The sequence below is a fragment of the Brevundimonas diminuta genome (assembly GCF_050310045.1).
Taxonomy (GTDB): Bacteria; Pseudomonadota; Alphaproteobacteria; order Caulobacterales; family Caulobacteraceae; genus Brevundimonas; species Brevundimonas diminuta_F.
In genome coordinates this window covers 284,091-307,549 of sequence record NZ_CP190005.1, presented here as the reverse complement: position 1 = coordinate 307,549, position 23,459 = coordinate 284,091, and the positions used below count along the sequence as shown (strand labels likewise).

The window sequence follows — 23,459 nt, the reverse complement described above, 5'->3', positions numbered from 1 at the left end:
GGCGCAAGGCCCTCCCTTCCCCAGTTCAGACGACTGTCTGGACTTAGTTGGCAGCCAGCGACTGCTCGAAGGTCTGGTTGCTGTCCTTGCGCGTCGAGCGCATCTTGGCGACCAGGCCGGTTTGGTCCTGGTTGATGGTGATGCGGAAGTCGCCGCGCGTGAACTGGCCGAAGTGGGTCACCAGTTGATCGCTCCTGATCTGCAGATCGCCGCCAGCCGGAACCGAGCCGAGCACCAGCGGAGCAGCCGTGCTGGTGAAGGTCTGAGGCTGACCATTCACCACCTTGGTGCCGCTGATCATGCGCACCGTCACCGGAGCAGAATCGGCGCCGTTGCTGTTGCTGACGCGGATCACGCTATCCGCGAGGCCGGTGCCCGAAACCCAAGGCGCCGTGAAGTTGGTGCCTTCCAGAACGATCGTACCGGCAGCAACCGTCGAAGCTGCAGGCGCCGTGTACGTCGATGTGGTCTTGGGCGCCCAGGTCACCGTGTAATCGCCGGCAGCGAACTCTTCATCACCAGCAGCATTGGTGATGGTCAGATCGGTGGTGCCGGCAGCAAAGGCTTGGCTCTGCGCAGGATCCAGAGAGAAGACCGCAGTGTTGGCAGCCGGAGCCGGAGTGGTCACCGCCGTACCAAGACCGAACGACACCTTGATCGCATCACTGATACGCGGGCCCTTGACAGTCAGAGTGCCGCCATCCAGCGCGGTAAGAGCAAAGTCAGCACCCTTAAGGTCAGCATTATATTCGCCGATAACGTTGGCGCCGGAAACCTTGAAGTCCGTCGCCAGCGTACCCGAAGTCGCACCCGGGTTGCCAACCGAACCCACCAGGACATAGTCATCCGTCGCAGGCGAGACAGCCAGCTTGGCCTCAAGGGTCTCAGCCTTGACCGACAGCGGGGCGAAGAAGGATTGATACTTGGCGGCCACGATGGCCGAAGAATCGTCCACCAGAACGTTCGTTCCGCCGATGACGGCCGTCACGGTGCTGGAGACAGTGATCGGCGCCTGGGCGGACTGCTCGACATTGGCGACCAGTTCAAAGGCTTCAGCGGTATCCCCGGCGGAAACCGATACAAGGTAGGTCACCACGCCGTTCTGATTGCTGACCAGAGTCGCAGCATTGGCAGCCGCCCAACCGCTAGCGTCTTTCACGTTAAGAGCCAGCCCGGTGCTCTTGACGACCGCACCGCCGATCGTGAAGGCGACAAGATAATCACGCGACGCGCTGCCGGAGCCGACAACGATCGGCGTATCCAGTTCGACCTGCGTGTGCATCCAGCCGCTGTTCGGGGTTGCAGAGCTGACCTTCAGCTCGGAGACCATCAGATAAGACGAGGCCGGAGTTCCCGTAACCGCGCCAGCAAACTTATCGTTGGCGGCAGCAGGAGTCGCGCCCGGCGTACCAGCACTGGCGGCGAAATAGCCCGAAATGTCGCCAGCGTTGGCGGCGCCCGCGAAGGCCAGGGCGGCGACCGAAGCGGCCGCAAGGAAAAGCTTCTTAGTCATGTGGATTTTCATCCCCCAGAGAGAAAGATTGATGTGGACGAGCCAACGAATGAACGCCTTTCGGCCACAGTTCACATCCCTGAGGAATATGGCTGCGCCCACGGCAAGCGTCGTTCTACAACAGTCAGATTTCGACGGTCAAGACGATAAAAAACGAAACCAACGTTCATCAGTGCGATAAATTTTCGTATTTTATAGGGATTTAAGAACGAATCAAAAGGAATGGCCAGAGACAGCATCTGCGAAAAAGCGCCCGCGCCCAGCATCTTGACAGTAAAGCTTGCGCCGAATAACGATCGATGAAATCTGATATTTTAAATAAGTATTGACGTTTTTTGACATATTTCAGTCATTCGATGATCGTTGGCCCTATCCGTGAGGATATGAAGCCTTTAAAAGGCGCGCCCGATTTCAGCCAGGCCGGGAGGGCGCAGTGGCTTATGTCCAATTCCTGATCGCGGGAGTTCAGAAATGCGGCACATCCGCCCTGGACGCCTATCTGCGCCAACACCCTGAAATCGAAATGGCCGCCCCCAAGGAAACCCATTTCTTCGACCGCGAATCAGGCGTGAACTGGCGCAGTCCCGACTACGACCTGCTGCATGGACATTATCGGCACGATGAACGGCTTCATGGAGAGGCCACGCCCGTCACCCTGTACTGGACGCCCGCCCATTATCGCGTGCTGACATATAACCCCGACATGAAATTCATCCTGCTCTTCCGCGATCCTGCCGAACGGGCATGGTCGCACTGGAAGATGATCCGGAGCCGGGGCCAGGACAGCCTGCCTTTTTCCCGAGCCGTACGCGAAGGGCGGATGCGAGCGCTGGATCAGGACGGGCCGATGGGGCTGTCCCGCCTGCACAGCTATGTCGAACGCGGTTTTTACGCCCGGCAGATCGAGGAACTATCCAAGCTTTTTGCCCACAGGCAGATGCTTTTCCTGGATCAGGGCGAATTGGATACAAGGCCCGATAACGCCCTGGCGAAGGTGACGGACTTTCTGGGCGTCTCACGAATGGCGCCTGTGACGCCTGAACGGGTCAATGTCTCGGCAGCCGACCATGAGGAGGCGTTTTCCACGGAAGACAGGCTGTATCTGAAAGAGCTGTACAGGACGGATCAGGACAGATTCGAACGCATGACCGGTCTGCGCCTGGGCTGATCTGTCGCCCGGGCGACAGCCCTGATCACCCCTGATCCAGTACCCCGCGCAGATACCGTCCGTAATCGGCGCTTCCGTAATCTTCCGCCAGGCGGGCCAGCTGAACCGCGTCGATCCAGCCCATGCGCCAGGCGACTTCTTCGGGGCAGGCGATCTTGAAACCCTGGCGCTGTTCCAGGGTGCGGACGAAAGCGGCCGCGTCGTGCAGGCTGTCGGGCGTGCCCGTGTCCAGCCAGGCGAAGCCCCGGCCTAGGCGCTCTACCTCCAGAAGGCCCTGTTCGAGATAGACGCGGTTCAGGTCGGTGATCTCAAGCTCGCCGCGCGCGGACGGGCGCAGCGCCGCCGCGATTTCGGACGCGCGGCCGTCATAGAAGTAGAGACCGGTCACCGCCCAGGACGAGCGGGGGCGCAGGGGCTTTTCCTCAATCGACAGAGCGCGGCCCTCCGCGTCCATCTCGACCACGCCGTAACGCGCGGGATCGGCGACATGATAGGCGAAGATCCGGGCGCCTGCGCCCGACGCCAGGGGGGCGGCGGCCCGGGCGAACACCCGGCCCGCGCCCTCGCCATGGAAGATGTTGTCGCCCAGGATCAGGGCCGAAGGGCCGCCGTCGACGAAACCGGCGCCGAGGCGGTAGGCGTCGGCCAGACCGCGCGGCTCGTCCTGGACGGCGAAAGTCAGGCTGAGGCCCCACTGGCCGCCATCGCCGAGTTGCGTCTGAAACGCGGCCTGGTCCCGCGGGGTGGTGATGATCAGGATCTCGCGGATTCCCGCCAGCATCAGAGTCGTCAGCGGGTAGTAGACCAGCGGCTTGTCATAGACCGGCATCAGCTGCTTGGAGACAGCCGTGGTCATGGGATGCAGGCGAGAGCCGGTCCCTCCGGCCAGGATGATGCCCTTCATCAGCGCGGCTCTCCTTGCAGCCAGGCCTCGACCAGATCCGGAACGGCGGCGCGCCAGTCATGGAGGGTCAGGCCGAAATCAGACACGATGCGACGACTGTCCAGACGGGAATCCGCCGGGCGCGGCGCCGGGACCGGCCAGTCTCCGGAAGCGATGCCGGTCAGGGGCGGCCGGGCGACGCCGGCGCGCGCGCTCCACTCGGCCGTCAGGGCGTCGGCCAATTCGAGCCAGGTCGCATCCTCCGCTCCGGCGTAATGATACAGCCGCGCCGGGGCGGGAAGCCGCCCGGAGCCGCTCAGGTCGCGCAGGGCCCGGGCCAGGTCATCCGCCAGGGTGGGGCGGCCATGCTGGTCCATGACGACCCTGAGCGGTTCGGCCGCCCGCGCGCGCGACAGGATCGCGCCGACAAAGCCGTCGGCGGACAACAGCCATGACGTCCGCACGACCAGGCCGCGCACGCCCGATTCCAGAACCGCAGCCTCTCCGGCCAGCTTGCTGCGGCCATAGGCGGACAGGGGGGCGGTCGGGTCGCCCTCCCTATAGGGGGCGCCCTTGCGACCATCGAATACATAGTCCGTCGACAGGTGGATCAGGGCGGCATCCCAACGCAGCGCGGCGGCGGCGATCAGGCGGGGCGCGCGACCGTTGACGGCCAGGGCCTGACCAGGGGCCGCCTCGGCGGCGTCCACAGCCGTCCACGCCGCCGCATTGATCACCACCGCAGGCCGCAGGCGGGCGAAGGCGTCTTCAAGCGAAGCGGCGTCCGTGATGTCCAGTCCGGTTCGCCCCAGACCCGTGACGAGCCGCCCCGCCTCCCTGAAAGCGGCGAGCGTCGCGCGGCCGACCTGGCCGTCGGCGCCGAGGATGAGGACAGGTCCCTGCATCAACCCGCCCAGGGCGGCGGCGGGCGAAGTCTGGAAAAGGGTCGCGACAACCGGTCGAAATGCGGGTTGAAGCCGGGGTCGCGGCTGAACCGTTCGCCCCAGCGGCTCCACAGGAGACGCGAGGCTTCGCCAGCCCGGGCCTGCTGCGCGTCATCGAGGTTGAAACCCCGGGACCTGGACTCCAGGTGATACAGCGTCGCCCAGGGGTCATAGAGGACCTTCAGGCCATGAGCCTGGGCGCGCATGCACAGGTCGACGTCGTTGCCCTCGACCGGGAAGCTGGCGGAATCAAAACCGCCCAGGGTGCGGAAGACATCCGCCCTGACGGCGATGCAGGCTCCCGTAACGGCCACACAGGCATGCAGCAGGGCGTTGCGGCCCAGATAGCCCGCGTCGGCGCCGCTGTCTCCCACGCCGTCATGGATCAGGAAGGAGTAAACCTCTTCGCGTGCGACGAAGCCGGCATGCTGAATCGTGCCGTCCTCATACAGAAGGCGGCAGCCGACGACGCCGACATCGGGACGCTGGGCCTGGCTGACCAGTTCATCCAGCCAGTCGCGTGTCCGCACCACCGTATCGTTGTTGAGGAAGACCAGGACATCCGCCTCTGTCGCATCCGCAGCGAGATTGTTCATCAGCGCCCAGTTGAACTCGCCCTCATACGGCAGAATTCGCGCCTGGCCGGAAATCTCCAGCCCCTTCAGATAGGCGCGGGTTTCCGGCGCCTCGCTCTGATGGTCGATGATCAGCAATTCAGAGGATGTGACATTGGCCGTCCGGGTCGCCAGAATGCTGTCGATACATGGCTGCAGAAGATCGAGCGCATCACGGGTCGCGATGATGATGCAGGCCCTGACCGGCTCCGCACGACGCCGCACCCGCACGGCGCCGGGCGCCCGGGCGCCCAGTTCGTCTTCATACGGAAGAACCTCAGCCCCTTCGGCCCGGACGTGCGCCTCTACCGCCCGTCGCCAGCTGGACGCATCCACCGCCTGATGCCAACGGGTCAGCAGCACCCGACCCACGTGGTCGATGTCGCCGCCCGCCGCGCTGAGACGCAGCATCAGTTCAGCAACGAAGTCCTCTCCCGCTGCTTCATCAAGGCCATGCTCGCGCAGGACCGCCGTGCGGAACGCCGCGCACCCCCCGACATAGGGCGTCTGCAGAAGCAGGTCCCGGTCGAAGCCCGGCTTGAGACGGGGATCCGTGCGACGACGCAGGTCAGGATCCTTTTCCTGCTCCCCTTCCAGAAAGCGGTCTTCATCAAAATAGACGGCCTGGACCCGCGCGCTGCGATCCATGCGCGCGTTGATGCGGCGCAGGGCGCCCGGCGCCAGTTCATCTCCGGCCCGGAGCAGCAGACAGACATCGCCGCGCTCGCCGACCTGCTCCACGGCTGTCGTCAGCCGCCTGACCGCCGAAGTTTCCGCCACGACATGAACGGAAACGCCTGTCAGCCCCTGCCATGCGCAACGATTGCGCAGATCCCCTGCCAGAGCGGCCTGCTCCTCACTGACGACGAGGGCCACAGACAGGCTTTCCGGCGTCACGGTCTGGGCCAGCAGGCTGCGCAGCGTCTCGTCCAGTTCACGCCCTGAGGCGCCCCATGCGTCAACCACCGCCAGGCTGCGCAGAGACGACAGCGGCGCATCCAGCCCCGTATCCCGCCAACTCGCCGCATAGGCTTCATAATTCGACAGAGGCTGGGCCAGCCCTGCCTCCACCCATGGCATGCGCGCCTCCAACCGCATGACCAGGGTGCGGATTTCCGCCAGTTCCCTGGCTGCGGCCGCCATGCCGTCAAGCGCCAGTTCGTCGCGCGGCAGCACGGCGCGCCCGATGACGACGCCGTCTACGCGCAGTTCGACTTCCAGCGACTGACCCCGGCCCTTCGGCGCGGGCAGGGTTTTCAGGGCGAAGCCGGCCAGCCCTTCTCCGCCGAAGCGCGCCTGTATATCCCTGCGGAAATGCCCCGTCCCGGCGGAGCCGCAAAACACGCCGTCCGCCCAGGCTTCAACCAGCACATGACTGTCCGGCTGACCGGGCCTGACCGCCCAGCCGCGAATGGTCTGGCCGTCGACCTCCTCGACAGCTCCGTCGACAGCCGCCCAGGCTTCAAGGGCTTTCAGATTCTCAGGAAAAGGAACGACTTTCTGGAATTCCCTGTCCCGGAACAAAAGCCAGTACAGACAGGTCCACGACGGCGCCTGTTCAACCTCCGCCTTCCCGGCGTCCGAAAGCGGGAAACACGATGCAGCCCACGTACACAGTTCGCGTGAAGGCGCGCTGTCTTCATCGCCCCAGGGCCGGCTGTTCCGCGCGTTAGCGTTCTCCACGGGGGCCATGAATTCCTGCGACGTGAAGAACGTCCGGATCAGTCGTTCCCATCCCCAGGTCTGCATTTCGTCAACGGTCGCTTCCGACTCCGGCTCACGCCGCAAAGCCAGACGATACAAACGCCGAACATCTTCGTGGTCCCACTCCCGAACCCCCGCTTCCGTCTTACTACCACCCGACATTAAACGCCGCCCCCTTACCAATCACACGTATCTAAACCGGAGAAAGTCATTCGTCGATCTTGATCGGGTATTTCATAAAACGGGATTTTTTATTCTTGTTCACAGACCGTTGATACAATCGTCATCGGAGGGGTTGACGATGGCGGCAGGACTTGGTCTGCCGCTTGCTGGGTCGGCTGACCGCATTTCCACACGTCTCGGGAGCCATTGATGAGTGACAAGATACCGATGCCCCAGGGCATCGCCCGCAGCCTGGCGGGGCTGAGCGCGCCCCTCACCGGCCGCCGTCGCTCGACCCAGGAACTGAAGCGCCAGGCGGAAAAGGCCCGCACTCGACAGGACTGGCCGATGGATGTGGTCTATCGTCGGCAGATCTGTGAGATGGAGCCGGCCAAACCCGGCGTGTGGATCCAGTACGGCCATGCCCTGAAGGAAGCCGGATTTCACGCCCGGGCCGCCGAGGCCTATGGCAGGGCGCGGGAACTGGACGCCGGCAACGCCGAGGCCGCTCTGCAACTGGGCCACCTCGCCAAGATCCGCGGCGACTTCGACACTGCTGCGCGCGAGTTCGAGACTGCGCTGTCCCTGGGGCACCCCGCAGCCGACGACATCGCCCTGCAGTTGAAGCTGTTCCGCCGGGTCGACAACTCCATCATCTTCCGCGGCGCCAATCCCAAGGCGCCTAAGGCCCCGCTGCGCGTCTTCCTTTCGGTGCCGGGCGGCCAGGTCAATGAAGGCGACAAGGAAGCAGCCTCGGCAGGAATGGGCGCCGCCGACTATTCCTACTCCTTCGCCATGCGCGGCTTCATCCAGGCCTTCGAGGAGATGGAGGTCGATTACACGGTGATCGACAAACCCGAGTATATCTCGGACATCCGCGAACGGTCGGGCGCTGAAATCAACATCCACCTGGGTTTCTATCCGCCCGAACGGATGCGGGTGCTGAAAGGCGCCTACAACATCAACTGCTTCGCCTGGGAATTCGACCGGCTGCGCCTGCCGACCGAGGCTTTCAGCCACCACGCCTTCGCCGACCAGGCCCGGATGCTGGATGTCGCGGACGAGTTGTGGGTCACGTCCCAGCACGCCACCGACGCCGTCGCCGGCCAGATCACCAAACCCGCCACACGCGTTCCGTCGCCCGTGCTGTCGAACCTGAGCCGCCGTCCCCGTTCGCACCGCCCGGACCTGCGCGAACTGGAGCGTATCGGCCGCGATCTGGCCGGCATCAACTGGGAGCCGCTGAGCATACTGCCGCGCCTTCAGCCCATGCTGGACCAGACCGCGCTCAACAAGGCCGCCTCCCTGCCCGCCATTCTGTCTTCGCTCGACGGGGAAGAGCGGCCCGAAATCTTCCTGAGCGTCTTCAACGTTCATGACTACCGCAAGCAGATCGAACCCATGCTCACCGGGTTCATGCGCTTCCTGGAGCAGCACCCGAATGCGCTGCTGCTGCTGAAGATGACGACGCCGCATCGCGCCAAGCGTCTGGCCAACCGCATCCTGATGGAAGAGCAGGTTTCGGACGCCGGACGCCTGATCCCGCCCATGGTCAGCGACCGCATCTGGCTGACCGACTCCGTGCTGACCCGTAATGAGCTTAACCGGCTGTATGATGCGGCGACCTATTATGTCTGCACCTCCTACGCCGAGGGGCAGAACCTGCCGCTGATCGAGGCCATGGGCCGGGGGGTCGTGCCCGTGACGGTCGATCACACCGCCATGAGGGACTATATCTCGGAGAATGACGCCGTCGTCATTCCGTCCGAGCCGCGCCCGCTGGATATCCGCCTGACCGCCCGTTACCGGATGTTCGGCACCGACACCAACTACGTCACCGCCGAAGACGTCTGCGCCTCGCTGGAGCGGGCGGTGACCCTGGACGAACCCGACTATGCTCACAGGTCGTCCGCGGCGTTCGAAGAAGTACGCAACCAGTTCGGCCTCGCTCCCTTCGCCGAGCGGTTCTGGGACACGGTTGAGCAGTTGAAGGCCCAGGGAGGCCAGGCATGACGCGTAAGGCAGTCCTCGATGTCGGCGCCCTGTTCGAGGAGCACTGGACCGGCATTCCCAACGTCGTGGCCGCCCTTGTGCGCCACGCCCTGGAAGACAAGGACATCGACTGGGTCTTCACCCACGAAACCGTGCCCCTGCCCCGTGACCTGATAGTGAAATTCCTGCGTCAGCGTTCCGGCGCAGGCGGGCTGGACGCCCTGTCGCAACTGGTCTGGGACGTGGCGCCGATCCCGCAGGCCCAGGCGGCCGAAATGGTCGCTGTTTTTCCGAACATCAAGCCGGTGCGCCGCTACTTCGGCAAGGAAGCGGCCATCATCCACGATCTCAGCCCGGTCGTGACGCCGCAGTTCCACAATGCCGAGAACATCTTTCACTTCGCCAACCGTATCCGTTCGGACGTAGAGACGTCCGACCACCTGTTCTGCGTCTCACGCGCGACCCTGACCGATGTCGGGGCCTACTTCGCCAAGCCCGGCGCAGAGATGTCCGTCATCCGCCTGGGTTGTGAATTCGAGCCGAACGAGCTCAGTGCAGGCGCCCTGCAACTGCGTCCGGAACTGTCGGTCGAACCTTATGTCGTCGTCATCGGCACCCTTGAGCCGCGCAAGAACGGCAGCCTGATCTTCGACTATCTGATGACAGATCCGGGCTTCGCCTCGCGGTTCAAGGTCGTCTTCGTGGGTCGCGACGGCTGGCTGGATGAGAAGAAGCGCCTGATGCAGCGCCTGAACGGCGCAGGCGTCGCCGCCGACCGCATCCTTTTCACCGGGTTCATCTCCAACGAGGAACGTACGGCGTTGATGCTGAACAGCGCCTTCTGCATCTACCCGTCCTTTTTTGAAGGCTTCGGCCTGCCGGTGCTGGAAGCCGGCGCCTTGGGCAAGGTCACCGTCTGCTCGAACAGTTCCAGCATGCCGGAAGTCCTGCCTGAACAATGCGTCTTCTTTGACCCGACCGAACCCTTTGAATTCGCCCAGGCCCTGCGCACCGCTGAACTGCGGGCTGTACAGACACGGTCGGCCGGGCAGTCGGTATCAGACCTGCTGCAACGCACCGCCCCGCACGGCTGGGCCCGTTGCTATGCGGAAATCGCGCGCTGGGTGAAGGAACAGTGATGAGCGCCTCGCATTACGCCAACGCCCCCGTGGCGGTGTCCGAAGTCCTGGTCGAGGGCGCACGCGTCTTCGGCTACGCTGCGCCCCAATCGGGCGGCCCCTGCCTGCTGCGTCTTTCGGCCAATGACACGCCCATCAGCTTCGCCGTCGCGGCCGGCTATTCGGCGGCGGCGGCCAAGGAAGGTCTGCGCAGCGGCTGGTGCGGCTTTGAACTGCACGGCCTGCGTTCGGCCATCGCCCTGGGCGAACGGGTCGAGATCGCCTGCGCCGTCTCGGGCCGCATCCTGAAGTCGATGACCCTGGATGCCGATGACATGCCGCCCGCGCCCGGCGCCACCCGCTCGCTGGGCGTGGAAGAACTGCTGGCCGAAGTCCGCCAGCCGCGGTGTTGCCCGGAGTTGGCGCAACTTGTGCCTTTCGCCGTCAATCACCTCCGGCGTCACGGCGATCAGTCGTTTCGCGACATGGCCTATCTGACCCTTCTGGGGCGTTGGCCCGACAACGCCGCACCCCGTCCCGACAGCAAGATCGCCGAAGAAGAAAAACGCGTCGCGACCTATCTTTCCGGCATAACCGCAAGCAAGGAATTCGCCGAGAAATGGGGCACGCAACTGCCGGGTCCCTATCATCCCGATTTCCGCTTCGACACGACCGGTCTGCTTTAAACCGGGAATCCCGTCGCCAGGCGGCTGAAACCATGACGCCCGGCCGAAAGGCCGGGCTTTCCGTCATCATGTGCCGCTGACGCCTGACCATCCCTCAGGCCAGCGGCTTGCCCAGATCCGCCAAAGCCATGTCCAGACGCCGTGCGCTGGCCTGCAACTGTCCGAACGCGCCGACGATGTGGTAGAAGGAACTGGCTGGGGCCGCCTCATTGATGAAGCCCTTGCGTCCCAGCCGTTTGTCGCGCCACGCGCCGTTCGGCGTCAGATAAAGCCACAGGGCGCGCTGCGCATCGGCTGCATCCGCCAGATAGCGCCGACGTTCGCCGTCCCTTGCGCTTTCAGCCAGGATCAGGGCCGCCTTCATCCATTCGGTCTGGGGCCAGAGGCGGGCGCGTTCTCCGCGCGGACGGCCGTCGACGTTTATGGCGTCCAGAGCCAGCCGGCTGTCGGTGACGCCCTTGACGCCGAATTCATAAAGACGTCGCGCATGGACCATCAGCCCGGCGTCATCGCGCAGCCTGGCGTGACGGGCCAGCAGCCAAGCCCACTCGAACTGGTGGCCCGGCTCGACCAGCCGCCCGTCCTCGGATGAGGCCGGCGCCCATGCTTCATCGAAGAATTCACGCAGGAAGCCGCCCTCGGCATCAATGAAGCGCGTATGCGCCATGCGCACCACCTCATCGGCCATGACGCCCCATCCGGCATCGCCCCCGCCCTCTTCCCAGGCCAGGCAGGCTTCGAGCAGGTGCATGTGAGCGTTCGCCTGATAGGGTTGCTCTCCCTCTTCACGCCATCCGCCCTGGGGGAGACGCGCAGCCTGCAGGCTTTCGCGAATTCGCAGGGCCGGCGCTTCGACGTCGGGCGCCAGGCCGCGCGCCGATTGCAGCGCCAGCAGCACGAACGCCTGGTCATAAAGCATGGCGGTGTCGTCCAGCGGCGCGCCGTCCGCCGTCAACAAGGTGCGGCACAGCCCGTCGGGGCGCAGATATTCGGCCTGAAGACATTCAGCGCCCAGCCGCACCGCACGCCGCCATGGCCCGCCCCATCCCAGACGTCCCGCTTCGGCATAGGACCAGATCTGACGCGCCTGGACCCTGGCGCGACGGGCGACCTTCATGACATGGCCGTCCAGGCTGAGCGCCTCGGCGAAACGGCCGTCCTCGTCCTGCCCCAGTGTGGACCACAGCGGCAGGGCCGACTGCCGCAGCCAGTCGGCGAAACGCCGCCCGCCCGCTTCAAGTGCTTCAGGTTCGGCCTTCCGGAAATCCAGGTGCTGAGGAAAGGCGGTCCGCACGCGCTCCACCACGCTCTTCACATCCTGTGCGCGGTTAAGGTCGCAGACCAGGATCGCATCATCCTCGGCTACAATGGCCAGGTTGCTGACTCCCAGAACGCCGACCAGCACCCCTTCCGGCGCCCGCACGAGACAGCCTTCGGAATCCTCAAAGATATGGGATCCGAATTCCCCTTCGCCCGTCTCGGCGATGGCGTCCCAGGCGCCCAGGTCCGACCAGGCGAAATCCACCGCCAGGACGGAGGCGCGCTGCGTCTTCTCCATTACGGCGTAGTCTATGGATATTTTCGGCGCATCCCTGAAGGCGTCGCCCAGCACCTGCACATGGCCGGGAGGGAGGTCGTCCAGCGAACGTCGGGCTGCATCGGCGACGCCGGGCGCACGGGCGTCCAGTTCCTCAACCAGGGTGGCGGCCGAGACGATGAAGTTGCCGCTGTTCCAGAGATAGCCGTCGCGGATGAACTCGGCCGCGCTCTCACGGTCCGGCTTCTCGCGGAAGGCCTTCACGGGCGCCAGCCCCGGCCCTTCGGGGTTGATGTATCCATAGGCGGTCGAAGGCGAAGCCGGTTTCACCCCCAGGGTGACGATCCGACCCTGAGCAGCGGCCGACGCCGCGTTGCGCACGGCCTCGCGGAACGCTTCATGGTCGGGCACATGGTGGTCCGAGGCGACAAAGACGTTCACCGCGCCGGGATCCTGCATCAGCGTCCAGGCCGCCGCGGCGGCCATGGCGGCGGCCGAATCACGCGCTTCAGGCTCCAGCAGGATATGGGTCCGGTCCTGCAGCCCGAGCTGCTCAAGCTGTTCGATAACCCATTCACGATGCCGGGTTCCGGCGACAACGACCATCACGCCGTCGCCGACGAGCGGCGCCACCCGCATGGCGGTTTCCTGAAACAGCGAGCGATTGCCTGCCAGCGGGATGAATTGTTTGGGCCTTGAAGGACGCGACGCAGGCCAGAGTCGGGTGCCGGAGCCCCCACACATGATCACGGGATAAAGATTCATCATGTCCTGTTAGTTCGTAAGGCCCCGAATGCGAAGGCTAGGACAGGCTGACGCGAACCGCTAGTGACAGTCTTCAGACAAACAACGTTGGCCGGCAATGACTCGAAGAACGGCGATTATCGTCCTTGGCATGCACCGCAGCGGCACGTCCTCCGTCGCCGGCGCCCTGACGCTTGCCGGTGCGGCGGCGCCCCGGCATCTGATGCCCGCCGCCGAAGACAATCCGCGCGGTTTCTGGGAGAGCAGCGCCGTCGCCGACTTCAATGACCGCCTTCTGGCCCGCGAAGGATCGAACTGGCACGATTGGCGCGCCTTTTCGACCGCGGCGGCTGAAGGCGACGGCCAGCTGCGCGCCGAAGCCGCCGATCTGCTGCGTCAGGAGTTCGGGGACGCCCCGACCATTGCGCTGAAAGATCCCCGCATCTGCCGCCTCTTCCTCTTCTGGCGACGTGCGCTGACCGAAGCCGGATACGCCCCCGTGGTGGTCAGCCCCTTCCGGCCGCCGTCAGAGGTCGCGGCCTCCCTGGTGTCGCGCAACACCATGGGGCGCAGCCATGCCCTGCGCCTGTGGATGCGTCATGTCCTGGACGCGGAGCGCGCGTCGCGCGGCCTGCCGCGACGCTTCATCATGTGGCCTGACTTCCTGAACAACTGGCGGCACGACTTCGCCGCGATCAGCCGCCTGTGCGTCCCGCCCCTCGATCTTGATGGACGCGCTTCGGCCGAAATAGACGCCTTCCTGTCCAGCGACCTGCACCGCCAGTCGGACGCCTCGCCCGTTCCGGCGGCCGTCGCGCTCGTCCATGACAGGCTGGTCCAGTTGTCCCGTCACGGCGACCATGCGGACCTGCACAGGTCGATGGATGATCTTCGCACTGCCTTTAACCAGGCCTGCGTCCTGTTTGAGGATGCGCCGCGCTGAATCCCGATACGCCTTTCATCGTGACTCACGCCGCCTTCGCCGCTATCGAGCGCGCACGATGATAGAGACAGACCGGCAATCCGAGGAACGCGGCTGGGAAACGGCGAAGACGCTCGCCGAGGCCCTGCCCTATATCCAGGTTTATGACCGCGAGACCGTGGTCATAAAATACGGCGGCCACGCCATGGGCGAGAGCGCCGTGGCGAAGCAGTTCGCTGCGGACGTGGTGCTGCTGAAACTGATGGGCGTGAATCCTGTGGTCGTCCACGGCGGCGGCCCGCAGATCAGCGCCATGCTGGACAAGGCGGGCGTGAAATCGAGCTTCGTCGACGGCCTGCGCGTGACGGACAGGGACACCATGACGGTGGCCGAAATGGTCCTGTCCGGCGCCGTCAATAAAGAGATCGCCCACTGGATCACCGTCGCCGGCAAGGAAGCCGACGTGCGCGGCGTCGGCCTGTCGGGCAAGGACGCCGGCCTGCTGACGGTCGAGAAGACGCGCCGCACCAAGCGCGACCCCGACAGCATGATCGAACATGAGGTCGATCTGGGCTTCGTCGGCGAACCGACCAAGGTCGATCCCAAGCTGATCAAGGGCCTGATCGCCTCGGAGACCGAGGACTGGGTGCCGGTCATCGCCCCCATCGGCGTGGCCGAGGATGGCCAGACCTATAACGTCAACGCTGACACCGTGGCTGGCGCCGTGGCGGGCGCCCTGCACGCCAAGCGGATGCTGCTGCTGACTGACGTGCCGGGGGTCAAGGGCGCCGACGGCGAGATCATCCGCCAGATGACGCTGGACGAGGCGCAAGGGCTGATCGACACAGGCGTCGCCACCGGCGGCATGATTCCCAAGCTGGAGACGGCCATGGCCGCTGTCCGCGCGGGCGTCGAAGCCGTGGTCATCCTGGACGGGCGCCGTCCGCACGCCATGCTGGTCGAACTGTTCACCGAGCACGGCGCCGGCACACTGGTCAAAAGGAAGTGACGGGTCCGGCGTCGTCCACGGCGCCTGCGGCCGACCTGACGCATGTGCGGTCGTGGGTGTTCGATCTGGACAACACCCTCTACCCCGCCGAGAACCGCTTCATGGGTTTGGTCGAGACGCGCATCAATCAGTATGTGGTGCGCACATCCGGCCTGCCGTCCGACGAAGCCCTGTCGATGCAGAAGACCTTCCTGCACGACTACGGCACCTCTCTGGCCGGTCTGATGGAGCATTATCAGATCGACCCGCATCATTTTCTGGCCGAGGTGCATGACGTGCCGTTGGACGTGCTGGCGCCCGATCCCGACCTGCACGCGGCGCTGAAGCGGCTGAAGGGCCCGCGCCTGGTCTTCACCAACGGCTCGACCGGCCACGCCGAACGGGTGATGCAGCGGCTGGAGTTGACCGATCTGTTCGACGGCGTCTTCGCGCTGGAGGACGCCGACCTGATTCCCAAGCCGGACCCGCGCACCTTTGCGAAGATGCTGGCGCGGTTCGATGTCGACCCGACCACCGCCTGCTTCTTCGAGGACACGCCCAAGAATCTGGCGCCCGCGCGCGATCTGGGCATGACCACCGTTCTGATCGGTCCCAAGGCCTTCGCCGCCGAGGGCGATCATATCCAACACCGGGCCGCCTCCCTGGCCCCCTTCCTGGCCGCCGCCAGACTTGACGGAGACCCGCAATGACCGACCTGACCCACCTCGCATCCGTGATCGAAGCCGCCTGGGAAGCCCGCGCCGACGTTTCGTCCGCCACGCGCGGCGAGGTGCGCGACGCCGTCGACACCGCCCTGGCCCTGCTTGACTCCGGCCAGGCGCGCGTCGCCTCACGCGGGGATGACGGCGTGTGGACGACGCATCAGTGGCTGAAGAAGGCGGTGCTGCTGTCCTTCCGCCTGAACGACAACATCATCATGCGCGCCGACGGCCACGTCCCGGCCACGCCGCTGTCGGCCGATCAACCGGCGGGCGTCGGCCCCTTCTGGGACAAGGTGCCCAACAAGTTCGGCGACTGGACCGCCGCCGACTATCAGGCCGCAGGCTTCCGCTCGGTGCCGGGCGCCGTCGTCCGTCGCGGCGCCTATGTCGGCAGGAACGTGGTGCTGATGCCGTCCTTCGTGAACATCGGCGCCTATGTCGATGAAGGTTCGATGGTCGACGCCTGGGCCACGGTCGGTTCGTGCGCCCAGATCGGCAAGAACGTCCACCTGTCGGGCGGCGCCGGCATCGGCGGCGTGCTGGAGCCGCTGCAGGCCAACCCGACCATCATCGAAGACGGCTGCTTCATCGGCGCCCGCGCCGAAGTGGCCGAGGGCGTCATCGTTCGCGAGGGCGCGGTGCTGGCCATGGGCGTCTATCTGTCGGCCTCGACCAAGATCGTCGACCGGGCGACGGGCGAGATCTTCCGCGGCGAGGTCCCGGCCTATTCGGTCGTGGTGCCGGGCGCCCTGCCCGACCCGAACGGCGGCCCGAGCCTGTATTGCGCCGTCATCGTCAAGCGCGTCGACGCCCAGACACGCGCCAAGACCGGCGTGAACGAACTGCTGCGCGACTGACGGCACGACGCCTTCGTCAATAAAAAGGCCGACGAGTGATCGCCGGCCTTTGTCATTTCAACCTGAGGCGACGCGCTTAGCGCTCGACGCACATCGCCACGCCCATGCCGCCGCCGATGCACAGGGTCGCCAGACCCTTCTTGGCGCCCGAGCGCTTCATCTCGTGCAGCAGGGTGGTCAGGACGCGGGCGCCCGAGGCGCCGACCGGGTGGCCGATGGCGATGGCGCCGCCGTTGACGTTGACCTTGGCCGGGTCGAGGCCCAGCTCCTTGACCACGCACAGCGACTGGGCGGCGAAGGCTTCGTTCGACTCGATCAGATCGAGATCAGCGACGGTCCAGCCCGCCTTCTCCAGCGCCTTCTTCGAGGCCGGGATCGGGCCGGCGCCCATGATGGCCGGGTCGACGCCCGCCGTGGCCCACGATGCGATGCGGGCCAGCGGCTCAAGGCCGCGCGCCCTGGCTTCATCGGCGCTCATCAGCACCAGCGCAGCGGCGCCGTCGTTGATGCCCGAGGCGTTGGCCGCCGTCACCGTGCCGTCCTTGAGGAAGGCGGGCTTCAGCTTCTCCATCGCCTCGAGGGTCGCGCCGTGGCGGATGTATTCGTCCTGATCCACGACCACGTCGCCCTTGCGGGTCGAGATGGTGACGGGAACGATTTCGTCGGCGAACCTGCCCGCCTTCTGTGCGGCTTCGGCCTTGTTCTGCGAGGCGACGGCGAAGGCGTCCTGAGACGCGCGGTCGATCGACCACTTGGCGGCGATGTTCTCGGCCGTCTGGCCCATGTGATAGCCGTGGAAGGCGTCGATCAGGCCGTCCTGCAGCATGCTGTCCTTGAGGCCCAGTTCGCCCATCTTCTGGCCGTTGCGCAACTGGGCCGTATGCGGCGACTGGCTCATGCTTTCCTGACCGCCGGCGACGACGATCTTCGCATCACCCTGAACGATCTGCTGATAGGCCAGGGCCACGGCGCGAAGGCCAGAGCCGCACAGCTGGTTGATGCTCCAGGCCGGTGTCTCATTGGCCAGACCGGCGCCGATAGCGGCCTGACGCGCCGGACCCTGCCCGGCGCCCGCCTGCAGCACCTGGCCCAGGATCACCTCGTCGACATCGGCAGGCGCGACGCCCGCGCGTTCCAGCGCCGCCTTGATGGCGACCTCGCCCAGCTTGGACGCCGGAAGGGTCGAAAGCGCGCCGAGGAAAGAGCCGACCGGCGTGCGGGCGGCGGAGACGATGACGACTTCGGTCATTTATTCACTCCCTGGAGAAATCTTTGCGGCGTTTGTGCCGCATTCGCAGGCGCACGTCACCTGTTGCGTTGCAGCAATCAGCAGAACGTCATCGCCGCGCCGCAGCATGATGGGGGCAAGGCGAAGGAACGATGCGCGCGGCCACGCTTTCAAAAGGGGAAGGAGACGTGATCGTGCTGAAACTCATCGCCCACCGGATCTGCACCCCGGATGATCTGGACATGATCGAACACTATCAGACGCGGGCCGAGCGCCTGGCCGATCTGTGGGTGCACGTCGTGGGTCTGGCGCTGGCGGCGGCGGGCGGCGTGGTGCTGGCGGTGCTGGCCAGCGTTTATGCGGGCGTGGGCGCGGCGGTTTCGACGGCGATCTACGCCCTGTGTCTGGTGGCCATGCTGACGGCCTCGACCGTCTACAACCTGACCCATCCGTGCGCGGCGCGGCCGGTGCTGCGGCGGCTGGATGAGGCGGCGATCTTCCTGATGATCGCGGGCAGCTACACCCCCTTCACCGCCGTCAGGTTCGAGGGCGCATGGTCCGTGGGCTTCACCCTGGCAGTGTGGACCATGGCCATCGTCGGGGCGGGCGTGAAGATGCTGGCGCCGCGCCTGTCTGACGCCTTCTGGAGCGTGATCTATGTCCTGTTCGGCTGGGTGGCGGTGTTCGCGCTGAAGCCGATGATCGAGACGGTGCATCCGCTGGCGCTGGGCCTGCTGGTCGCCGGCGGGTTGATTTACACGGCGGGCGTCTTCGTCTTCATCAGCCAGAAGGTGAGGTTCCGCCGCGCCATCTGGCACGGCTTCGTCGTCACCGGGGCGGGCGTCCACTGGGCCGCCATACTGATCGGCGTCGTGCTGGTGAACGCCTGACCCTCCACACCTGACAGACGCTGCGTCAAAGACGGGACTCGCCTTCGCGCGCGCAATGCGGGATGCTTGGGCGTTGCAACATCGCGAGAACAAGCGTGACCGACAAGAAATCCGAGGGCGGAAAAACCCGTGACGGCATGGTCGTCATCAAGAAGTATGCGAACCGGCGGCTCTATAACACCGCCACCAGCGCCTATGTGACGCTGGACGATCTGGCGCGCATGGTGCGCGACGGCGTGGAATTCGTCGTCTATGACGCCAAGACCAATGACGATCTGACGCGCCAGATCCTGACCCAGATCATCTTCGAGGAGGAAAGCCGGGGCGAGGCCCTGCTGCCGGTGCAGTTCCTGCGCCAGCTGATCGGCTTCTACGGCAACTCCATGCAGAGCGTGCTGCCGTCGTATCTGGAGATGTCGCTGGACAGCTTCACCCGCCAGCAGGAGCAGTTGCGCGGCCAGTTCACGCGCGCCTTCGCCGCCGCGCCCGGCGGCAATCTGATGGAAGAGGCCGTGCGTCAGAACATGGCCATGTTCGAGCGCGCCATGCGCATGTTCCCCGGCTTCGCCCACGCCCGCCCGGAAGGCGATGCAGACGAAGCGCCCGCCGCCGAGACCAAGGCTGAACCGGCCAGGGAAGGCGCGGCGCTGGACGAGATGCGCCGTCAGATGGACGAGATGCGGGCCCAGATCGACCGCCTCGCCCAGTCCAAGGGCTGAGGCCGCCGTGACGGACGAGATCCGTCCCATCGGCGCCGCGGGTCCGCTGAACGACCCCGTCGTTGACGACCGCCGCGAGGGCGACCGCCGCCGTCGCGAACGCCGTCGCGCGCGCGCCGTTGTTCCGACCGAAGATGAGACGACGCAGGAGGCGGCCGATCCTGCCGCCTCCCCGGCAAAGCCTGCCCTCACCCCGCCTCCGCCGCCCGCGGCCTTCGCCGCCCAGGTGCTGGGCCAGTCGGGGCAGAAGCGCGGTCTGAAAGGCGGCGTTCCTGTGCTGGACGCCGCGCGCACCACCTATCTGGGCCGGGAATATTCGGGGCGGCACGATCGGCGTCCGTCGCCGGGGCGATCACGCAAGACCGAGATCTGACGGCGACTGGCGCCTGATTTGCGAGGACGCAGGCTCAACCGTCTTCGGATCGCGCCATGCCTGCCGTTTTCAGCCTTACCGCCCGCCTGTTCGACGTGACCGTGGTGGCCGTGATTTTTCTGGCGTTCAGCTAGGGCCCCCTGCCCCCCCGCCCCCTGCGCTGGATCCTCGGGTCAAGCCCGAGGATGACGGCGTAGAGGTAGCGTTCTTAGAACTCGCTGATATTCCCCGGACGGCGCGAGCGGGACTTCAGCCACATCACGCCCAGCAGGTCCGAAAAGGACGCCCGCAGCCGTCCCCAGTTGGTGTATTTCGACCGGCCCGTCTCGCGGTGGCGGTGATCGACGTCGAGGTAGCGGTTCTCATACCCCTCGCGGATCATCAGGGCGGGCAGGTAGCGATGGATGTGATCGAAGTAGGGCAGCCGCAGGAAGACGTCGCGGCGGAAGGCCTTCAGGCCGCAGCCCGTGTCGTCGGCGTCGTCGCCCAGCAGCTTCTTGCGGATGCGGTTGGCCCACAAAGACGCCTGACGCTTGGCGTTGGTGTCCTGACGCCTGGCGCGCACGCCGCCGATCAGGGCGACGCTGGGCGGGGCGGCCAGCAGGGCGTCGACCAGACGCGGCGCATCAGCGGGCGGATTCTGGCCGTCGCCGTCCAGCGTCACCACGATCGGCGCCCGCGCGGCCAGAACGCCGGTGCGAACGGCCCGGCTCTGCCCCGCATTGGTTCCGTGCGACAGCACCCGCAGGGCGGGCAGTTCGGCCATCGCCGCCTGAAGCTCGGCCAGGGTCGTGTCACGGCTGGCGTCGTTGACGAAGATCATCTCATAGGACCGTCCGGCGAAGGCCTCGGCGATTTCGCGCGCCAGAGGCACGGCGGCGCCGGATTCATCATGCACGGGCACGACGACGGAAATATCGGGCAAGGAAGCGGAGCGGTCGTTCATCGGCCCTCCTTAGCGCAGGCCGCGCCTCGGCGAAACGGCGTGTCCACAGTCGATGAAGAAGGTGAAGCTTCCGGGCGCCGCACCGGGCGTGATACGACTGCGCCATGAACCGCCCGAACCTGGATCGCTACATCGCCGGCTGGCGCGGCCCCGTCCTTGCGGCCCTGCTGGCCCTGATCGCGGGCCTGCCCGGCCTGCTGCTCCTGCCGCCGCTGGACCGGGACGAGAGCCGTTTCGCCCAGGCGACCGCCCAGATGCTGGAGGGCGGGGACTATGTCGACATCCGCTTCCAGGACGAGCCGCGCTGGAAGAAGCCCATCGGCATCTACTGGATGCAGGCCGCCGCCGTGGCCGCGACCTCGGACGTCGAGGACCGCAATATCCAGCCCTATCGCCTGCCGTCGCTGCTGGGCGCCATGCTGGCGGCCTGGGCCGTGGCCTGGGCGGGCGCGGCCCTGTTCGGCAACAGGGCGGGCTTTCTGGCGGGCGCCATGCTGGGGGCGACCTTTCTGCTGTCGACTGAGGCGGGCATCGCCAAGACCGACGCCATGCTGGCGGGCCTGACCACCCTGTCGATGGCGGCGCTGGCGCGCATCTATATGTCCACGCGGGCGGGCGAGAAGGCCGACCGGCTGCACAAGCTGCTGTTCTGGACCGGCATAGGCCTGTCCATCCTGATCAAGGGGCCGATCGGTCTGCTGGTCGTGGCCCTGACCATCATCGCCCTGTCGATCTGGGACCGGAACATCAAGTGGCTGGGCCAGCTGGGTTGGGGCTGGGGGCTGCCGCTGGTCGCCCTGCTGGTCGGGCCGTGGGCCATCGCCATCACCATCGCCACCGACGGCGGCTTCTGGCGTGAAGCCATCGGTGGCGATCTGGCGCCCAAGATCGCGGGCGCGCACGAAAGCCACGGCGGCTTCCCCGGCATGTATGTGCTGCTGTCGCCGCTGCTGCTGTTCCCCGTCACCCTGATGCTGCCCGCCGCCCTGTCGACCGGATGGCGTCGGCGGGCGGAACCGGCGGTGCGCTTCGCCGTCTGCTGGCTGATCCCGGCCTGGCTGATGTTCGAACTGGCGCCGACCAAGCTGTGGCACTACACCCTGCCGACCTTCGGGGCGATCGCCCTGCTGGCCGCCGCCGCCCTGACCCAGCCGATCGGCAAGATCTCGCGCGTTTCCGGCGCCCTGCTGGGACTGTTCGCGGCGATCATGATCTGCCTGATCACCGTCTACGGCCTGACCGAGTTCGGCCGCTCGACCGCCCAGACCTGGGCCACCGTCACCATCGTCTTCGCCGTCATGGCGGCCGCCGTGGGCGGCTTCCTGCTGGTCAACCGCGCGGCCATCACCGGGATGCTGATCGCCATCGTCTTCGGAATTCTGGCCCACGCAGGGCTGGCCGGGACCATCCGCCAGCTGCGCCCGCTGTCGATCGCGCCGCGGCTGGTCCAGACGCTGGAGTCGGCCGAGCTGAGCCCCGCCCAGGGCCGCTATCCGGGGCCGGTCGCCATCACCGGCTTCCACGAGCCCAGCTTCGTCTTCCTGACCGGCAAGGACACCCAGCTGACCGACGGGGCGGGCGCCGCCCGCGCTCTGGCCCAGGGACGCCCTGCCATTGTCGAACGCCATGACGATGAAGCCTTCCGCCGCGCCCTGGCCGATCTGGGCGCTGCCGGACGCGCGGTCGGCGTCGTCACCGGCCACAACTATTCCTCGGGCGACGACGTGCGCCTGACCGTCTATGCCCCCGCAGGTGCAGGCGAGCGAAGCATGAACCAGGAGAGCACGCGCCGATGAGCCGCTTCATCCAGATCGTCGAAGTCGGGCCGCGCGACGGCCTTCAGAACGAAAAGACAGTGCTGGAGCCCGCCGTCCGCGCCGAGTTCGTCCAGCGGCTGGAAACGGCCGGGGCGAAGCGCATCGAGGCGGTCAGCTTCGTCCATCCCAAATACGTGCCTCAGATGGCGGGCGCCGAAGAGGTCATGGCCGCCCTGCCCCGCACGGAGGGCCGCAGCCGCATCGGCCTGGTTCTGAACGGCAAAGGCTATGACCGCGCCCTGGGCACGGCGGTGGACGAGGTCAACGTCGCCATGTCCGCCACCGACGGCTTCGGCCTCAAGAACCAGGGCCTCAGCGTCGAACAACAGGTGCAGATGCTGTCCGACATCGTCGCGGGCCGCGCCAATGCGGACGGCGCGCCGGGCGCCTCGCCAAAACTGTCGGCCACCCTGTCCTGCGTCTGGGGCTGTCCCTTCGACGGCGAAGTCTCGGTTGAACAGGTCAGCGATCTGGTCGCCCGCATCGCCGCGCTGGGCGTCGACGAAATCGCCCTGGCCGACACCATCGGCGTCGGCGATCCGTGGAGCGTGACGAAAAAGGTCGAGGCCGCCCGCAAGGCCGCCCCCGACGCCACCCTGCGCCTGCATTTCCACGACACCCGCAACACCGGCCTGGCTAACGCCTACGCAGGCGTCGAGGCGGGCGTCGACATTCTGGACGCGTCAGTCGGCGGCATCGGAGGATGCCCGTTCGCGCCCGGCGCCACCGGCAATATCGCCACCGAGGATCTGGTCTACATGCTGGAGCGCGCGGGCTTCACCACAGGCTATGATCTGGACAGGCTGATCGACACGGCGCGCTGGATCGGCGCCCAGATCGGCAAGCCCAACCCCAGCGCGCTCAGCCGTGCAGGCGGATGGCCGAAGTCGACGGCCTGACAGTCAGCGACAGCACCAGGCCTGCCGATTAGA

The 23,459-nt window shown here is 66.1% G+C and carries 20 protein-coding genes; 13 read left to right on the top strand and 7 right to left on the bottom strand.

What is annotated here, in order from left to right; genetic code table 11:
• Positions 1–43 precede the first annotated feature (43 nt).
• The gene (locus ACORJG_RS01485) at positions 44–1,513 is read right to left on the bottom strand and encodes a hypothetical protein (RefSeq protein ID WP_427791006.1); all 1,470 of its coding nucleotides are present in this window, start codon (positions 1,511–1,513) and stop codon (positions 44–46) included.
• A gap of 433 nt (positions 1,514–1,946) precedes the next feature.
• Between ACORJG_RS01485 and ACORJG_RS01480 the strand changes: the two genes are divergently transcribed.
• Positions 1,947–2,681, top strand: a complete 735-nt coding sequence (locus ACORJG_RS01480; protein ID WP_427791005.1) for a sulfotransferase domain-containing protein — start codon at positions 1,947–1,949, stop codon at positions 2,679–2,681.
• 25 nt (positions 2,682–2,706) lie between these two features.
• Here ACORJG_RS01480 and rfbA read toward each other — a convergent pair whose 3' ends face one another.
• From rfbA to ACORJG_RS01465, 3 genes are read right to left on the bottom strand one after another with little or no spacing between them, the layout of a single operon-like run.
• Entirely contained in the window at positions 2,707–3,585 is an 879-nt protein-coding gene (gene rfbA, locus ACORJG_RS01475; protein WP_427791003.1) for a glucose-1-phosphate thymidylyltransferase RfbA, read from the bottom strand.
• Complete coding sequence (gene rfbD, locus ACORJG_RS01470) at positions 3,585–4,469, bottom strand: dTDP-4-dehydrorhamnose reductase (protein WP_427791002.1); 885 nt, start codon at positions 4,467–4,469, stop codon at positions 3,585–3,587. The genes rfbA and rfbD overlap by 1 nt, the downstream gene beginning before the upstream one ends.
• Complete coding sequence (locus tag ACORJG_RS01465; protein ID WP_427791000.1) at positions 4,469–6,646, bottom strand: glycosyltransferase; 2,178 nt, start codon at positions 6,644–6,646, stop codon at positions 4,469–4,471. The genes rfbD and ACORJG_RS01465 overlap by 1 nt, the downstream gene beginning before the upstream one ends.
• Positions 6,647–7,198: 552 nt before the next feature.
• On the opposite strand from ACORJG_RS01465, the gene ACORJG_RS01460 reads away from it, so the two are divergent.
• From ACORJG_RS01460 to ACORJG_RS01450, 3 genes are read left to right on the top strand one after another with little or no spacing between them, the layout of a single operon-like run.
• Complete coding sequence (locus ACORJG_RS01460; protein WP_427790998.1) at positions 7,199–9,001, top strand: glycosyltransferase; 1,803 nt, start codon at positions 7,199–7,201, stop codon at positions 8,999–9,001.
• Entirely contained in the window at positions 8,998–10,119 is a 1,122-nt protein-coding gene (locus tag ACORJG_RS01455) for a glycosyltransferase family 4 protein (RefSeq protein WP_427790996.1), read from the top strand. The genes ACORJG_RS01460 and ACORJG_RS01455 overlap by 4 nt, the downstream gene beginning before the upstream one ends.
• On the top strand, positions 10,119–10,784 hold the full coding sequence (locus ACORJG_RS01450; protein WP_427790994.1) for a hypothetical protein: 666 nt from the start codon (positions 10,119–10,121) through the stop codon (positions 10,782–10,784). The genes ACORJG_RS01455 and ACORJG_RS01450 overlap by 1 nt, the downstream gene beginning before the upstream one ends.
• A 94-nt stretch (positions 10,785–10,878) precedes the next feature.
• On the opposite strand, the gene ACORJG_RS01445 is transcribed toward ACORJG_RS01450, so the two are convergent.
• On the bottom strand, positions 10,879–13,065 hold the full coding sequence (locus ACORJG_RS01445) for an AGE family epimerase/isomerase (RefSeq protein ID WP_427790992.1): 2,187 nt from the start codon (positions 13,063–13,065) through the stop codon (positions 10,879–10,881).
• A 151-nt stretch (positions 13,066–13,216) separates the two neighbouring features.
• Between ACORJG_RS01445 and ACORJG_RS01440 the strand changes: the two genes are divergently transcribed.
• From ACORJG_RS01440 to dapD, 4 genes are read left to right on the top strand one after another with little or no spacing between them, the layout of a single operon-like run.
• Positions 13,217–14,008, top strand: a complete 792-nt coding sequence (locus ACORJG_RS01440) for a sulfotransferase family protein (RefSeq protein ID WP_427790990.1) — start codon at positions 13,217–13,219, stop codon at positions 14,006–14,008.
• Between the two features lie 58 nt (positions 14,009–14,066).
• Positions 14,067–14,996 (top strand): acetylglutamate kinase, encoded by a 930-nt coding sequence (gene argB / locus ACORJG_RS01435; protein ID WP_427790988.1) that lies wholly within the window; start codon positions 14,067–14,069, stop codon positions 14,994–14,996.
• Positions 14,993–15,685 (top strand): pyrimidine 5'-nucleotidase, encoded by a 693-nt coding sequence (locus ACORJG_RS01430; RefSeq protein ID WP_427790986.1) that lies wholly within the window; start codon positions 14,993–14,995, stop codon positions 15,683–15,685. Before argB ends, ACORJG_RS01430 begins: the two co-directional genes overlap by 4 nt.
• Positions 15,682–16,554, top strand: coding sequence for a 2,3,4,5-tetrahydropyridine-2,6-dicarboxylate N-succinyltransferase (gene dapD, locus ACORJG_RS01425; protein WP_427790985.1), 873 nt, complete (start codon positions 15,682–15,684; stop codon positions 16,552–16,554). Before ACORJG_RS01430 ends, dapD begins: the two co-directional genes overlap by 4 nt.
• A 76-nt stretch (positions 16,555–16,630) precedes the next feature.
• Here the strand turns inward: dapD and ACORJG_RS01420 are convergent, their stop codons facing one another.
• Positions 16,631–17,803 carry an acetyl-CoA C-acetyltransferase gene (locus tag ACORJG_RS01420; RefSeq protein ID WP_427790983.1) on the bottom strand — a complete coding sequence of 391 codons (1,173 nt, stop codon included), beginning with the start codon at positions 17,801–17,803 and terminating at the stop codon, positions 16,631–16,633.
• A gap of 173 nt (positions 17,804–17,976) precedes the next feature.
• Between ACORJG_RS01420 and trhA the strand changes: the two genes are divergently transcribed.
• The 3 genes from trhA to ACORJG_RS01405 all read left to right on the top strand — a co-directional run bounded on the left by trhA (position 17,977) and on the right by ACORJG_RS01405 (position 19,764).
• Positions 17,977–18,672, top strand: coding sequence for a PAQR family membrane homeostasis protein TrhA (gene trhA, locus ACORJG_RS01415; RefSeq protein WP_427790981.1), 696 nt, complete (start codon positions 17,977–17,979; stop codon positions 18,670–18,672).
• Between the two features lie 137 nt (positions 18,673–18,809).
• Positions 18,810–19,391: a polyhydroxyalkanoate synthesis repressor PhaR gene (phaR, locus tag ACORJG_RS01410; RefSeq protein ID WP_427792934.1), complete on the top strand. Its 582-nt coding sequence runs from the start codon at positions 18,810–18,812 to the stop codon at positions 19,389–19,391.
• 7 nt (positions 19,392–19,398) lie between these two features.
• The gene (locus ACORJG_RS01405; RefSeq protein ID WP_427790979.1) at positions 19,399–19,764 is read left to right on the top strand and encodes a hypothetical protein; all 366 of its coding nucleotides are present in this window, start codon (positions 19,399–19,401) and stop codon (positions 19,762–19,764) included.
• Positions 19,765–19,972: 208 nt separating this feature from the next.
• Here the strand turns inward: ACORJG_RS01405 and ACORJG_RS01400 are convergent, their stop codons facing one another.
• Positions 19,973–20,710: a glycosyltransferase family 2 protein gene (locus tag ACORJG_RS01400; RefSeq protein WP_427790977.1), complete on the bottom strand. Its 738-nt coding sequence runs from the start codon at positions 20,708–20,710 to the stop codon at positions 19,973–19,975.
• A 104-nt stretch (positions 20,711–20,814) separates the two neighbouring features.
• Here ACORJG_RS01400 and ACORJG_RS01395 point away from each other — a divergent pair, with 104 nt between their 5' ends.
• Together ACORJG_RS01395 and ACORJG_RS01390 are read left to right on the top strand one after the other, a co-directional pair.
• Complete coding sequence (locus ACORJG_RS01395; protein ID WP_427790975.1) at positions 20,815–22,506, top strand: ArnT family glycosyltransferase; 1,692 nt, start codon at positions 20,815–20,817, stop codon at positions 22,504–22,506.
• Positions 22,503–23,426, top strand: coding sequence for a hydroxymethylglutaryl-CoA lyase (locus tag ACORJG_RS01390; protein ID WP_427790974.1), 924 nt, complete (start codon positions 22,503–22,505; stop codon positions 23,424–23,426). The genes ACORJG_RS01395 and ACORJG_RS01390 overlap by 4 nt, the downstream gene beginning before the upstream one ends.
• Positions 23,427–23,459 lie beyond the last annotated feature (33 nt).